The organism is Phocaeicola oris (assembly GCF_021295095.1).
Lineage (GTDB): Bacteria > Bacteroidota > Bacteroidia > Bacteroidales > Bacteroidaceae > Phocaeicola > Phocaeicola oris.
The window spans coordinates 92,632-108,361 of record NZ_JAJLQX010000005.1 but is presented as its reverse complement, the minus strand read 5'-3'; the positions used below and the strand labels follow the sequence as shown (position 1 = coordinate 108,361).

General features: G+C 38.1%; 12 protein-coding genes and 1 pseudogene. 5 read left to right on the top strand and 8 right to left on the bottom strand.

The window, feature by feature from the left end; all coding sequences use genetic code 11:
* Positions 1–50: 50 nt before the first annotated feature.
* Positions 51–734, top strand: a complete 684-nt coding sequence (locus LO761_RS04300; RefSeq protein ID WP_272817096.1) for a sugar-binding protein — start codon at positions 51–53, stop codon at positions 732–734.
* A gap of 177 nt (positions 735–911) precedes the next feature.
* On the opposite strand, the gene LO761_RS04295 is transcribed toward LO761_RS04300, so the two are convergent.
* The 4 genes from LO761_RS04295 to murB all read right to left on the bottom strand — a co-directional run bounded on the left by LO761_RS04295 (position 912) and on the right by murB (position 6,009).
* Complete coding sequence (locus LO761_RS04295) at positions 912–1,718, bottom strand: sugar phosphate isomerase/epimerase family protein (protein WP_407951544.1); 807 nt, start codon at positions 1,716–1,718, stop codon at positions 912–914.
* A 70-nt stretch (positions 1,719–1,788) separates the two neighbouring features.
* The gene (locus LO761_RS04290) at positions 1,789–3,261 is read right to left on the bottom strand and encodes a Gfo/Idh/MocA family oxidoreductase (protein WP_272817112.1); all 1,473 of its coding nucleotides are present in this window, start codon (positions 3,259–3,261) and stop codon (positions 1,789–1,791) included.
* A gap of 411 nt (positions 3,262–3,672) precedes the next feature.
* Positions 3,673–4,983 (bottom strand): UDP-N-acetylglucosamine 1-carboxyvinyltransferase, encoded by a 1,311-nt coding sequence (murA, locus tag LO761_RS04285; protein WP_272817094.1) that lies wholly within the window; start codon positions 4,981–4,983, stop codon positions 3,673–3,675.
* Between the two features lie 12 nt (positions 4,984–4,995).
* Positions 4,996–6,009, bottom strand: coding sequence for a UDP-N-acetylmuramate dehydrogenase (gene murB / locus LO761_RS04280; protein ID WP_336385765.1), 1,014 nt, complete (start codon positions 6,007–6,009; stop codon positions 4,996–4,998).
* Positions 6,010–6,548: 539 nt separating this feature from the next.
* On the opposite strand from murB, the pseudogene LO761_RS04275 reads away from it, so the two are divergent.
* Positions 6,549–8,966: pseudogene (locus LO761_RS04275) on the top strand (glycosyl hydrolase family 95 catalytic domain-containing protein); the annotation flags it as partial.
* A gap of 12 nt (positions 8,967–8,978) precedes the next feature.
* Here the strand turns inward: LO761_RS04275 and LO761_RS04270 are convergent.
* Genes LO761_RS04270 through dapB form a run of 4 tightly spaced genes read right to left on the bottom strand, consistent with a single transcriptional unit; the run spans position 8,979 to position 12,709 of the window.
* Positions 8,979–9,617 (bottom strand): WbqC family protein, encoded by a 639-nt coding sequence (locus LO761_RS04270; protein ID WP_272817092.1) that lies wholly within the window; start codon positions 9,615–9,617, stop codon positions 8,979–8,981.
* Positions 9,614–10,513, bottom strand: a complete 900-nt coding sequence (lepB, locus tag LO761_RS04265; protein ID WP_272817091.1) for a signal peptidase I — start codon at positions 10,511–10,513, stop codon at positions 9,614–9,616. Before lepB (LO761_RS04265) ends, LO761_RS04270 begins: the two co-directional genes overlap by 4 nt.
* Before the next feature lies 1 nt (position 10,514).
* A complete protein-coding gene (gene lepB, locus LO761_RS04260) occupies positions 10,515–11,942 on the bottom strand; it encodes a signal peptidase I (protein ID WP_272817090.1) in 1,428 nt (475 codons plus the stop codon).
* An 11-nt stretch (positions 11,943–11,953) separates the two neighbouring features.
* On the bottom strand, positions 11,954–12,709 hold the full coding sequence (gene dapB / locus LO761_RS04255) for a 4-hydroxy-tetrahydrodipicolinate reductase (RefSeq protein WP_272817089.1): 756 nt from the start codon (positions 12,707–12,709) through the stop codon (positions 11,954–11,956).
* Positions 12,710–12,800: 91 nt separating this feature from the next.
* Here dapB and LO761_RS04250 point away from each other — a divergent pair, with 91 nt between their 5' ends.
* The 3 genes from LO761_RS04250 to dprA are packed head-to-tail and all read left to right on the top strand — an operon-like array spanning position 12,801 to position 15,614.
* Complete coding sequence (locus LO761_RS04250; RefSeq protein WP_272817088.1) at positions 12,801–14,090, top strand: DUF2851 family protein; 1,290 nt, start codon at positions 12,801–12,803, stop codon at positions 14,088–14,090.
* 10 nt (positions 14,091–14,100) lie between these two features.
* A complete protein-coding gene (locus LO761_RS04245) occupies positions 14,101–14,508 on the top strand; it encodes an acyl-CoA thioesterase (RefSeq protein ID WP_272817087.1) in 408 nt (135 codons plus the stop codon).
* Positions 14,502–15,614: a DNA-processing protein DprA gene (gene dprA / locus LO761_RS04240; protein ID WP_272817110.1), complete on the top strand. Its 1,113-nt coding sequence runs from the start codon at positions 14,502–14,504 to the stop codon at positions 15,612–15,614. Before LO761_RS04245 ends, dprA begins: the two co-directional genes overlap by 7 nt.
* The last annotated feature ends 116 nt before the right edge of the window (positions 15,615–15,730 follow it).

Here is a 15,730-nt window from a genome sequence, read left to right as displayed (position 1 = left end):
GGAAAATCAAAAGAAAACTGTGAATTTGTGCCAATGAAAAAATAGATTTTATGAGAAAAAATAAAATACTAACCGTTTTTCTATCTACATTTCTGCTCACCGGTTGTACAAAGGATAGGTTTAAACAACCATTTGAAATACCTACTTTAAGCGATAATACAGCGTTGAGCGAGATGTTTGATGTCAATAAATGGATGAGTGCCAATAGTATTAGAAAACTATATGCTCCTTGGGACGGATTAAGCGATAACTCGACATTCAAATGCTTCTTTTCTTCCGATTATTTCTATTTCCGATTTGAGGTGAAAGATGATACTCCAACGCTTTGTAGTGACTATAGAAACGAATTAAATGTAAGCAACGAAGACCGAGTAGAAATCTTCTTCTCTCCAGATAAGAATATGACGCAGACATATTATGGAGCAGAGATGGATCCGAATGGAAACACGTTGGATTATTCATGTAATTATTATCGCAAGTTCAATTACGATTGGAATTTCAATACACTCGACTTAAAGACTCAGAAAGATGCGGATGCTTACGTTTTAATTGGCCGGATTGAGATAAAAGAGTTAGAGAAACTGGGAGTCAATTTAAATGCTTTTTATATGGGCGTATTCCGCGCCGACTATTACGGTCGAGAACAAGTCCACTGGTATTCTGCCCAAAAGACTGATGATAAGGAAGCCGATTTCCATAAACCGAATGTATTATTTGAAGCGAAAAAGAAATAACTTGTTATCCATTTATCCATCGATCCTATCAATACAATTCGAAAGAACGGAACTTTATACGGAAAAATACCGCAAAGACTTTGCGGAATAGTTTATACCACACACTTTATCCTCCATAAAATAATTTAGGGTTTAGAGCTGACACTCTAAACCCTAAATATTAAACTCTAAACCGAATTACAGAATCTCGTCACAACACTTAATGAAGTAATCGACGCATTGCTTTATATCGGGAACAGAATTATTCCAATTATTTTCGTATTCGATAGCAAAATAACCTTTAAACTTCTCATCCTTGAGTATACGCAACATATCCTTCACATCAAGAATGCCTGTTCCCCAAATACAATCAACCATTGTACCATCGGCTTTCGGTTCAGCAATATCTTTAAAGTGAAGGCTGATAATTCGGCCTTTCAACTGTTCAAGACATTCTTTCTGATCCAAATCACAACGTTTCCAATGACCAACATCAGCACATGAACCGATATTCTTATTCAACTTAGAAATAGCAAATAAAAGATTTTTAGGATCCCAATATGGTGAAGGTTTCGGATGGTTATGAACAGAGATCTTGATATCATATTTTTTAGAAAGCTTGTCAATCATCTCCCAATCACGCAACTCCGGTTCACAAGTAATGTATTCCATCCCCATGTCTTTGGCGAATTTGAATTCTTTTTCCCAATCTTCGGAGTTCTCGGTAGTGAAGACACCTGTTCCAACAATCTTGATACCACGGACAGCAGCACTATCCATAATCTCTTTCCGAGACTGATCATCCATATCCATACCAAACACTTGGTCTCCGTATCTCCCTCCTAATTTATGACCAGGATAAGCTTCAATATACTTGATTCCTAATTCCTTGGTCTTATCAAGAGCCTCGATAAACGAAAACTTATGGAAAGTATACGACTGGATAGCCAATTTCCATCCTTGCTTCTCTGCCTTTGTTTCATTGCTATTGCAACTGTTCAGCATGAAACACGAAAGGCAAAGTATTAATAATGATAGTAGCTTCTTCATATTGAAATCCATTATACAAAAGTTATTATCTCGGCATTTCAGGCAACTTCCAACCTTCACGGTAGTTGTGCTTAACCAATTCATTCGCAAACTCAAGTGCATTGAAAGGCTCTGTAAATGTCTTATTGAATGTTGGGTGACCATTATGTACGGAGAAGCCATCAACCTTCATAATTCTCATTGTTTCACTTGGAGAGATATTCAAGAACTTCATGTTCTGTCCATCCCATTCAAGAACCTTATTCAATGACTGCAAACGAATAGCTAATACACCTATATCAACCATCTCAGTCAAATCGCATGCTTCTGAGAAATCAGAATAAGTCGGTACACGATTCTCCGGAGATTCCTTACAAGCGCGAACGAAGTCCATCTGATGCTCAGAATCCTTGATTTCATGATTTCCAGGAACATACTCAGGCTCTCTACCAGACAATAGATATGGGCTGTGTCCATAGCAACCATAAACCAACGTATCCTTTGTACCATACATGATTACTCCACCGCCATCAACATTCAACTCTTTACCATTAGGCAAGTTCAATGGACGCTCCGGCTTAATACCACCATCGTACCAATAAACTTCACACTCAGGAAGAGCAAGCTTAGGCAAGTTTTCACGAGTAGGGAATGTATACTTAATAGACTGAGCACTTGGAGCACAATCGGTAAGCAAAGAAGTAGAACTACCTTGCAACTTAGAAGGATAACCTAACTTCAAAGCAACAAATGCAGCATGCAGAATATGACATGCCATATCACCTAATGCGCCTGTGCCGAAGTCCCACCATCCGCGCCAGTTCCAAGGATGATAAATAGAGTTGTATGGGCGGAACTTAGCCGGACCGATAAACAAATCCCAATCCAAAGTCTTAGGAACTTTATCAACTTTTTCAGGACGTTGCAAACCTTGTGGCCAAATAGGACGATCAGTAAATGCTTCTACCTTACGAACCTCTCCAATCTCACCTCTTTGTACCCATTGAATAACCTTACGAGTTCCTTCGCCTGATGAACCCCAGTTACCCATCTGAGTAACTACACCATACTTCTTTGCCAAGTTCTTCAACAAACGAGCCTCATAAATAGAGTGTGTCAAAGGTTTCTCTACGTATACGTTCTTTCCTAACGTAATAGCATCAGCAGCAATAATAGCGTGAGTATGATCGGCTGTAGCAACAACAACAGCATCAGCTGATTTACCCATCTCTTCATACATCTTACGATAATCTTTGTAACGCTTTGCATTTGGATACTTATCGAAAATCGGTTTTGCGTAGCTCCAGTCAACATCTGCAAGAGCAATCAGATTCTGACTGTCCATTTTACCAATATCAGTAGCACCCATACCGCCAATACCAACAGCCATGATGTTCAGCTTATCACTTGGGGATACATGACCGAAACTCTTACCCAAGATACTGCTCGGAGCAATAGTAAGTCCTGCGACTGCAGCTGCCCCTGTCTTTAAAAAAGTTCTTCTTGATACAGACATAATTGATTATTTTTTAATTTATTATGAGATTGATTTAACTAAAAATATTATCTCCTTTTTTGATATGAAACATTTTCAGCATTCAAATATACAAATTTTATTGTTATTATAAAGAAAAATGAAAAAAAATGTAGTCCTTTTCTTAAAACTTATTTATTTTATCTATTTATAATCATGAACTCTAATAAATATTCCCGTTATATGAATAAGAAAAACCAATATAATTACCAATTACTTTGCTTCCATCTAAATAAAAAATCAATATATACATCTTCTACCAGCAATTCACGCTTCTCCATATATTCATTCTACAATAGCATCATTTCTTGATTCTGAATAGAAAAAGGGAGTAACTCCTATTTATATAATAGACATGCTAATGCTTATTTAGGCAAATATCTTATAATAATTAACTTAATCAATACGGGTAATATGTGCCCCAATAGCATTTAAACGCTCCTCTATACGAGTATATCCACGGTCAATTTGTTCTATATGGTCAATCCTACTTACTCCGTCGGCACTCATCGCTGCAATCAACATGGCTACACCAGCACGAATATCCGGTGATACCATGTGGTTTGCTTTCAACCGAATGCGGTGATCATGTCCGATGACTACTGCCCGATGCGGATCGCACAAAATAATTTGTGCGCCCATATCTATCAGTTTATCAACGAAGAACAAACGACTTTCGAACATTTTCTGATGAATAAGTACACTGCCCTTTGCCTGAGTAGCGACGACCAAAAGCACACTGAGCAAGTCTGGTGTCAACCCCGGCCAGATAGCATCGGACAATGTCAAAATAGAACCATCGAGAAAGCACTCTATCTCGTAATGATCATGACGAGGTATATATAAATCATCTCCGCGTCTCTCTAACTGCAAGCCAAGGCGACGGAAGCTATCCGGAATAATACCCAAGTTATCCCATGACACATTTTTAATCGTCAATTCGCTGTACGTCATAGCAGCCATTCCAATGAAACTTCCTACTTCAATCATATCCGGAAGTATAGTATGCGATGTACCACATAACGATGAAACACCCTCAATTGTCAGAAGATTCGATGCAATTCCTGAGATTTTTGCTCCCATTTTATTCAGCATCTTGCAAAGTTGCTGAATATATGGCTCACATGCAGCGTTATATATGGTAGTTGTACCTTGAGCCATCACGGCAGCCATAATAATATTTGCTGTTCCGGTTACTGATGCCTCGTCGAGCAACATATATGTCCCTCTCAATAGTTTCTTCACTTCAAAACAGTATGCCTGCTTTTCCTCATCATACGAGAACTCGGCTCCCAAATCACAGATTCCCTTAAAATGGGTATCTAAACGTCGCCGACCTATCTTATCTCCTCCTGCATTAGCATAGTAAACCTTACCTAATCGACTAAGCAACGGACCGATCATCATCACCGACCCACGCAACTTGGCACACTTATCCAAGAATGTACCTCCTTCTATGAATTCCATGTCAATATACTCAGCCTTAAAGCTATATATGTTCTTCCCCATCCGTCGTACCGTCACGCCCATATCGCAAAACAGTTGAATCAGATTATTTACATCAAGAATATCCGGTACATTATCTATAATGACCTCATCTGTTGTCAACAGTACTCCACATAAAACTTCAAGCGCTTCATTTTTAGCCCCTTGAGGCTCTATCTCCCCAATCAATGGATGATTCCCTTCTACAATAAACGATGACATAGGCTTTTTTTATTAGACATAATTAACTTCCGGATAAATTTCAATTCCAAACCTCGCATAAACTGATTTCTGAACAGCTTCGGCCAAAAGAATCACATCCTCAGGCTTTGCATGGTTTTGATTAACAATAATCAACGACTGTTTTTCGTATATTGCCGCTCCTCCCATCGACCTTCCTTTCCAGCCGCATTGTTCAATCATCCAAGCTGCCGGAATTTTAATATGTTCAGAATCAATAATATAATGAGGAATATCTTCGTACTTCTTCTTTAACTCTTCATATTTTACGACTGACACAACCGGATTCTTAAAAAAACTACCGGCACTTCCTAAAACCGAAGGGTCAGGCAATTTATTCTTTCGGATCGCAATAACCGCTTCCCTTATCTCTTCAGCTGAAGGAACCGAATTCATCGCCTTCAAATCTTTCAACTGCCCATAATCCAACTTCACTTCCGGTTTAACCGAAAGATGAAACAATACTGCTGTCACAATATATTGTCGCCACAACTCATTCTTGAAAATACTGTCGCGATATCCATAGCAACACTCTTTATTAGTAAAAATTCTTTTCTTTCCGGTAGAGATTTCTACAGCTTCAACCTGACTGATAACATTGCAAACCTCTGCGCCATACGCGCCAATATTCTGAATAGCGGCAGCACCCACCTCTCCCGGAATGTACGAAAGATTTTCTACTCCATAGAATTTCTTTTTCGCCATATCATCGCAGAAGTCATCCCATACAAATCCACTGCCTACTCGACAAAAAACGCCCTTTTCATCGATAGATTTCAGTTCAATAAAACGAATATTCGAATGCAAAATGGTACCTTTATAATCTTTTGTAAAAAGAAGATTACTACCTTGTCCGATATGAAAAACCGGTCTCTCTTTCGGATGTGACTTCAGTACCTCTTTCAACTCATCTTCCGAATCATAGCTGATAAATTCGTCTGCTCTCACATCCATCCCAAAGGTATTATGCCCCAAAAGAGAGTAATTATGTTGAACATTTATTGCCATTTGACAAAATTAATATCATGTTTGCTAAATTACAGATTTTTTTTGCTTATCCTGCCGTACAAAGAAAATTTTTAAAATTGGGGATTTATTTTCCCAAAAGATGAGCTTTTATCCATGAATAGTAGAAAGAGCCTTATCATTCATGGCTACATTCTTTGCTGTAAAGAACTTCCTTCTATTCTGATAATGATTGCAAATAGATATATAAAATTACAGTTGGGCGTATTACGTTCAAGTAATAATCAAAATCAAAACAAAGAAATAGTCCATTCTTAAACTCATAAAAGAGAATTTCAAAGTCAATTTGATAAATTTCTAAGTCAATATGTATCAAGCGCCTATTTCATACGTATAAAAAGACAAACTCATCCGCATGAATCGATCAACTCATCCGTATGAGTCGTTCAACTCATGCGTATCATTTCACTTGTTCATACGCATCACTTTACGCACTCATACGTATCAAAATATCCATCTACAAATTAACCTGTTAGTGCAAAAAAGATTACCTTTGTAAAAAACATAAATCATATAAAAATATGAAGAAATCCCTTCTTTTAATCTTCGTTTTCATTCATGCCTTTTCTTTACGCGCACAAGACATTGACGGGAAAAAAGGTTTAAACATTTGGTTCGATAAGCCTACCGAATTAACAGGTATGCAATCGTGGTATAACCTGACAACTGATAAGAATTGGGAAGCGAACTCATTAATGATAGGCAATGGAAGTTTTGGGGCAAATATTCTTGGATCTATTTCAGCCGAGCGACTTACACTAAACGAGAAAAGTCTCTGGACTGGCGGTCCGAACTCCGTAAAGAATCCTTCTGACTATTGGAATGTAAATAAAGAATCGGCTAAGTTTCTTCCTGAAATAAGAAAAGCTTTTGAAGAAGGAGATTTTGAAAAGGCCGGAAAAATTACAGCAGACCATTTTAACGGTCTGGTTCCTTATGAGACGGGGGATGAAGACCCTTTCAGATTTGGAACCTATACTTCCTTAGGCGAAGCTTACATAGAAACCGGTCACAATGAAGTGAGACTGAGCGATTATAAACGAGTGTTGTCTTTAGATTCTGCATTAGTAACGGTATCATACCAAAAGAACGGTGTCCGTTTCACTCGAAAATATTACATGTCGTATCCGGACAGTGTCATGGTAATTCACTATATAGCCGACAAACCCGGAATGCAAAACCTGACATTTTCTTGGCAATCAACTCCCTATATGGAAGCCACTTCAGAAATGGAGAATAATCAGATGCTCTACAAAGGCCATTTAAAAAATAATAACGAAGCGTTTGCGCTCCGAGTTTCACCTGTAATAAATGGTGGAGAGACGCAATTAAAAGAAGGGAAGATTATCATTAAGAACGCAAATGACGTTTACTTTTTCCTAACAGCCGATACGGATTACCAAGTTAATTACAACCCCGATTTCTCTAATCCCACAACCTATGTCGGAGTAAACCCGATAAACAGTACGGCTGCTATGATGCGAAACGTATTAAATAAAAGTACAGACGAGCTATGGAAGAGACATATAGCAGATTATCAGAATCTTTTCAATAGAGTTGAATTACATTTGAATCCGCAAGTCGCAAGGACAGATATTCCGACCTACCGGCGGTTACTGAATCTCAAAACGAATGACCGGTCAGACTTCTATCTGGAAGAATTATATTATCAGTTTGGTCGTTATTTGTTGATTGCCAGCTCGCGCGAAGGTACCATGCCGGCAAACCTGCAAGGTATATGGTCGAATGGCGTAGATGGTCCGTGGCACATGGATTACCATAATAATATTAATATTCAAATGAACTATTGGCCGGCTTCATCAACCAACTTAAACGAATGTTTTCCGCCATTGGTAGAATTTATCAAATCACAAATTAAACCCGGAGAAAAGGTTGCTCAATCTTATTGGAATGCTCGCGGTTGGACAACTTCCATCTCGTCGAACATATATGGTTTCGCGTCACCCGTCACAAGTAAGGATATGCAATGGAATCTTTGTCCAATGGCCGGTCCGTGGCTGGCAACTCACATTTGGGATTATTACGATTACACACGCGATAAATCATTCCTGAAGAATACCGGTTATGAGATACTAAAGGGCGCGGCAAACTTTACTGTCGATTTCCTTTGGCATCGTCCTGACGGTAGTTATACGGCAGCTCCATCAACATCGCCTGAACACGGTGGTGTTGATATGGGTGCCACTTTTGTTCATGCCGTAGCTAAAGAGATTCTGACAGACGCAATAGAAGCTGCAAGAATTTTGAGTGTGGACAAGAAAGAACAAAAGCAATGGCAGGAAGTTCTCAATCATATCGTCCCTTATCAGATAGGCAGATACGGTCAGTTGATGGAATGGTCGAGAGATATAGATGACCCGAAAGATGAACACCGTCATGTGAACCATCTGTATGGATTACATCCGGGGCACACACTTTCTCCTATCACAACTCCGGAGTTAGCCGAAGCAGCTAAAGTGGTGCTCGTTCACCGTGGAGATGGAGCGACCGGATGGAGCATGGGTTGGAAATTGAATCAATGGGCACGGTTATTAGACGGAAACCATTCATATATATTATATAAGAATCTGCTTAAGAATGGAACGACAAATAATCTATGGGATATTCATCCGCCATTTCAAATAGATGGTAACTTTGGTGGAACAGCAGGTATCACCGAGATGTTATTACAAAGTCATATAGGATTTATCCATTTGCTCCCTGCATTACCTGATGCATGGGCTGACGGTTCTGTTAAAGGACTTTGCGCAAGAGGCAACTTTGAAATTGCAATAGACTGGAAAAACTGTCAACTCCAAAAGGCTGTTATACTATCCAAATCGGGTATGCCATGCTCTATCAGATATAAAAATGAAACGTTGAACTTCAAAACCAAGAAAGGTCAACGCTATATCATTACAGAAGAAAGTGGGAAATTAGTCTGCAAACAGTTATTTGTACGAACCGCGAAGGACGAGCAGGCTCTCAGGCCCCATATTGAACAACAAATCGACAATACTTAAATTAGGAAGGAAGCCGAACTTTTCTTTAAATACTTGATAAAAAGGAAGTGGATGAAAGGATTTGTCCATTTTTTCATAATTTACTTTCGGATGAATAATACTTCGATAATCTTCTTCGTCATCAGCAAAATTCATCTTATATTCGTCTGTTTCTTCTATTTCCGGATCTATATCAATCAAGCGACATATCAGCTCACAAAGTGCTTTATTATAATCGTAAAGATACTTATGCTTCTTCTCGTAAAAAGGGCGGAAGTCATCAGCATAATATTCAAAAAACGGACTGTTTCCGTAAGCTGTTTCCAGCGCATTCCAGTGTAGATGACGCCAATTTCCATGATCGGAAACTCGCACCTCCTTCATCAATATCTTCGTCTGTGTACTCTTCTCTGTCGGAATGCTTAAAGAAAGCGGTCCTTCGGGTGAAGCAATGATACAACGATTACGATAAGTTTGTTTCATATAATGGTCAAACCGCTCAACATACACTTTATCTGCATAATAAAGCTTAGTATAGTATTCTACCGGAGCCAGATAAGCTGAACTTAAATAAACAGTCTTCATCATCTAACTGACTTAAACAATCTTCCGCCACGAGTAGAAAACCAAACTCTTCCCACTTTCCCTATTAAATGAGTATCAGGAACTAAACCAAATAAACGAGAATCAGATATATTGACAGGGTTATCGGATGTCATCCAATAATAATCTTTTGTAAACGTATAAAAAGAAATAGGATATCCATCAACATACAGCATATCATTCCTAACAGAAGCTCTCTTACCCTCGTGCCGAGAAATCGTATTACAAAGTAATTTCACATTCCACGGATACACCTTCACCGTGAATCCCTTCTTTGGAATAACAAAAGGATGACTTTCTAACGTATCTTCCTTATATAAAGGAGTCAAATTAATCTTCCCTTTCAGTTCCTGCCGGATAAGGTAGCACTCATAATGGCTTAAGTTCCGAATGTAATTCCCATCTTGATAACCAACCAAAGTCTGCTCATTTATTCCTAATTTGTTCAACACAGGAAGCAGTTCTTTTTCCTCTTCTAACGGATAAAGATAAAAAGACTTTATATCCGGGCTGAACACTTCATCATTTGTAATCGTCAACCCATCGTTCAGCATCAATGTATCTCCCGGAGCACCTTTACAACGACTAACAAATACATCCCTATTATATATGCTTATTGTATTATCACGCGGATTAGGATTATTAAATACTATTACATCCCCACTCTTTGCTTCTCTTGCACACCAACGTTTTGTCGAAAAAGGCAAACGCAAACCGTAACTCCATTTGTTGACGAGTACCCGCTCTCCCTTATACAAACCATTTTCCATACCTGTAGAAGGGATGGTACAAGATGTAACAACAAAAGTCTTGCAAAGCAGTACGACAAATACTACTAACACAAAAGTTCGAAGCACTATGACTACAGGATGCCGTTTCACCTCATTTTATGTTATCAACTAACGTAAACATGCGTTTAAAACGAAGTTTTCCACTAAACCATCCGCGATCCTTATCCAATGATAACCAAATAAATATAGGTTTCCCTATGATATGATCTTCCGGAACAAATCCCCAATAACGGGAATCTTGAGAGTTATGACGATTATCGCCCATCATCCAATAATAATCCATCTTAAACGTATAGCTGGACGTTTCTTTTCCGTTGATATAAATCTTACCCTCTTTCACACTCAACGTATTACCTTCATAAATCTGAATAGGACGCTCGTAATAGGGCAAGTTCTCCAAAGACAGATCAACAGTTGCACCTTTCTTTGGAATCCAGATTGGACCATAATTATCTCTTGTCCAACCTGTTTCCTTATTTAACGGATAGAGCCAATCGGAATTTGTTGTCTCCACCGGATCGTCAATACTGACAACTATATCCTTTCTTGCCAGCAAACCGGCTTTTGCTTTCTTTGTCAGTGGCATATCATAAACAGACTCTTTCGAATAGAAATATGATAAGTCCTCCCGCGAAATACCCAATTCCTGAGCCAATTCATTAGGTATTGGAGCCTTTACATGTACAAGATATTCATACTGAACATTATCCGGTTCTTTGTTTTCCTTTCCATTCAAATAAATTATTCGGTTCTTTATCTGTAATGTCTGACCAGGAAGCCCGACACAACGCTTTACATAATTCTCCCGCATATCCACCGGCCTGGAAATAATCTCTCCATACATTGTCGAATTATCTTCAATATATTTTTTCCCGAATTCATAATAGAAATTATAAACAGTACGCTTCTGCTCCGCAGTCATATTTGTCATATCTACCGGCTGAGAAATCTCTTTTCCTATAGGGTAAGCCATCAAATATAAACCTTCTGCAGGAACTTTGGTAGCTAATGAATCTCCAACAGGGAAATTAAAAACCACAATGTCATTCAGCTTTACATTACCGAAACCGGCAGAACGCTTATATCCCCATTGCGGATGTTCTATAAACGACTTACAATTTAGAACCGGAATGGTATGCGAAGTTAAAGGCATGTGGAGCGGTGTCTGCGGAGTCCTTGGTCCATAGCTCATCTTACTAACAAACAAATAATCTCCGACAAGCAAAGATTTCTCCAAAGAAGAAGTTGGGATAACATAATTCTGGAAAAAATATAAGTTAACAAAATAGACTGCCACCAAAGCAAAAATAATAGCATCTACCCAACTCATAATAGATACAATATGCTTATTTTTCGATTTCCGCCACCACGACCACGGAATAAACTTAGTAATATAAGCATCAATAATAAATGGAACGGCAATGAGACCCAACAAGCTGTGAATCCAAAGAATAAATACAAGCCAGATAGCTAAAGCTATGCAACATTTTATGATTTGTCGTTTTGTAGGCTTAACCATATATAAGTAATTTAAAATTGAAATAAATCATCCATCCCAATAAATCCATCATGACTAACTGTAAACTCAGCCGCAAGAACTGCGCCCATAGCAAATCCTTTTCTATTCTTAGCATCATGAGTAATAGTAATACTGTCAGCTTCAGAATCATAGCGAATAGAATGAATTCCGGGAACTTCTCCCTTTCGTATAGAATTAATCGGAAATTCGTTTATCGCACATTGCGCGGAACCGGAAATTGATCCGTCAGCAGACTGCAAGGTCCCTTTAACCCATTTGTCCTTGCGGGCAAGCTCTTTTATAATAGCCTCAGCTAAAGTAATAGCTGTCCCACTTGGGGCATCTAATTTATGAACATGATGAGTCTCTGTCATCGACACATCATAAGCGGAAAAGTTATTCATAATACGAGCCAAATATTTATTAACCGCAGAGAAGATATAAACACCTAAACTAAAATTGGACGACCAAAACAAAGTTTTATGTTCTTCCTTGCAAAGCTTTTTCATCTCATCAGCATGAGTGACCATCCACCCCGTACTACCACAAACTACTTTTTTTCCTCTTTCAAAAGCATTTATTACATTGTCATAAGCAGTAGTTGGAGAAGTAAATTCAATCACCACATCTGCACTCTTAAATCCTTCTGAATCAAAATCATGATGATTATCCTTATCTATTGCACAAACTACTTGATGGCCTCGAGATATGGCAATTTTTTCAATCTCATGTCCCATCTTTCCGTATCCAATTAAGGCAATTTTCATATTCCTTCTATTTTTCTTAAATACTACTTGCAAAGTTAGTGATTTCCATTTGAAAATATTAAATTTGTTCTTTATTAACAACTCATTAACAATGGAAAGACTACTACACTACTGCTGGAAACATAAGATTTTCCCTCTTCAGAAAATGAGGACGACTAACGGACAGCCTGTTGAAATAATTGATCCCGGTTTACAAAATATAAATGCCGGACCTGATTTTTTTAATGCCAAAATAAAAATTAATAATGTGCTGTGGATAGGAAATGTAGAAATACATGACCATGCCTCCGACTGGTTCTTACATGGACATAATAAGGATTTATCATACGATTCTGTTATTCTACATGTTGTGAAGATATTGGACGCAGAAATAAAACGGAGTAATGGAGAACTGATTCCTCAGATGCAGCTGGACTGCCCAGAATCTATTCAAAGGAATTATGAAGAATTAAAAAAGACGGATGCATTTCCTCCATGCTATCGCATAATTCCTTCGCTATCCAAGCTATTTATCCATTCCTGGTTGACAACTCTTCAATTTGAACGTTTTGAACAAAAAACCGCTTTGGTAAAAGAACGACTCGTGCGATTCAACTACGATTGGGAAGAAGCCTTCTTTATTACATTAGCTCGTAGCTTTGGATTTGGACTAAATGGCGATGCTTTTGAAATTTGGGCAAGCAAATTACCATTAAATATATTGAACAAGCACCACGATAATTTATTCCAAATAGAAGCCATGTTCTTTGGTCAGGCCGGCATTCTTGAAGACTATGAGGGGGATGAATATTATATGCAACTGAAAAAAGAGTATGAATACTTGGCTTACAAATTCCAACTTACCCCAATGGATGGAACATTTTGGAAATTTCTTCGACTCCGACCATCAAACTTTCCACATGTACGAATTGCCCAATTAGCATGTTTATACCATCGTTCCTACGGATTACTTGCCCAAGTTCTTGAAGCAGAATCATTGAAACAACTTCGAGATTTGTTTAGAGGCGGAACTTCGGAATACTGGTTGACACATTATACTTTCGGAGGAAACTCAACATGTAGGCCTAAGACACTAAGCGATAACTCTTTAAATCTGATAATCATCAATACCATCATCACATTTCTATATGCGTATGGTCGGTATAAAGGAGAAGATAAATATTACCGTAAAGCACAACAATTCTTAGAGGAGCTGAAACCCGAAAATAATTATATAATAAGAATGTGGAATACTTGCGGTTTACCTGCAGAACACGCAGGTGATTCACAAGCATTGATTCAACTGAAAAAAGAATATTGTGATAAGAAAAAATGTTTATTCTGTCGCTTCGGATATGAATTTTTAAAACGTAATTACCAATCTAACAATAAAAAAGATTAATACTATCAATATGAAAGATTATATTTATGAACTAAAAATGAAAGTGCGCGATTATGAATGCGATCTTCAAGGCATAGTTAATAATGCCAACTATCAACATTACATCGAGCATACAAGACATGAGTTTCTTACATCTGTGGGACTGAGTTTTGCCAAACTGCATGAAGAAAAAATTGATCCGGTAGTAGCAAGACTCACGATGTCCTTCAAAACACCTCTCCACAGTGGTGAAGAATTCATTTCTAAATTAAACATTCAAAAGGAAGGAATAAAATATGTCTTCTATCAGGATATCTATCGGATACCGGACATGAAAATAGTTATTAAATCAACGGTCGAATGTGTATGTATCATCAATGGGAAACTAAGTACCAGTGAACTTTTCGATAAAACTTTTGCGCCTTATTTTAAATCATGATGGACGAACAATTTTATAGTATAGTTCTGAGTTGCATCCCCGGATTAGGCGAGATAACTGCACGTCATCTGATAAAAGCGATGGGGAGCGCTCAAGCTGTTTTTGAAAAAAAAGAAGAACTGCGCGACAAAATCTTACCAAAGAACAGAAATATAATAGATATGCTTGACTGCCCTGAAGCATTCCAACGAGCAGAAAAAGAAATAATATTTAATGAAAAACATCAGATTCAATGTTTAACCATGAAGGATGAAGGCTATCCTGCCAGATTAAGAGAATGTGACGACGCTCCCTTTGTATTATTCTATCGGGGTAACGCCGATTTAAATACATTAAAAGTTATAGCAATGGTAGGTACCCGTCGAGCTACTCAATACGGACATGATATATGCGACAGGTTCATTAAAGAATTATCCGAACAAATTCAAAATGTATTAATTGTTAGCGGATTAGCTTATGGCATAGATGTTTTTTCACATCGTGCTGCTTTAGATAACGGATATAATACAGTTTGCGTATTAGCCCACGGCTTGGACATGATCTATCCGAATGTACACCGAGCAACGGCTGCCAAAATGATTAGCCAAGGCGGATTATTAACCGAATATATGACTAAAAGCATTCCGGATAAACAACATTTCGTGAAAAGGAATCGCATTGTTGCCGGTATCAGTGACGCTACTATTGTCGTCGAATCGGCTTTTAAAGGAGGAGCATTAATTACTGCCGATATAGCAGAAAGCTATCACAGGGATGTATTTGCTTTTCCGGGTAAAATATTCGATGAGTTCTCTACCGGATGCAATCATTTGATTCGAGAAAACAAAGCCGCCTTAATTACTTCCGCTAAGGATTTTATAAAAGCAATGGGATGGGATGAGCATGAAAAGAAACCGCCAATCATTCAACGTCAATTGTTTCCCGACTTAAGTGAGCAAGAACAACACATTGTTGAGAAATTGCAAAACACTCCTGAAGGAATGCAGATCAATACCTTGGTAATTGAAACAAATATACCGGTTAATCAGATAAGCGTACACCTCTTCGAACTGGAAATGAAAGGTGTAATTCGCACCTTAGCGGGAGGTGTTTATCAACTGGTATAAATTCTCTTGAAAGAAAATCGTACCCACCTTTTCATCCATTCGGGGAAACCGCTGTAACCAAACGAATCTAATTGAAGAAGGTCGTTCTTAACGCTTTAAGAACGACCTTTTAATTA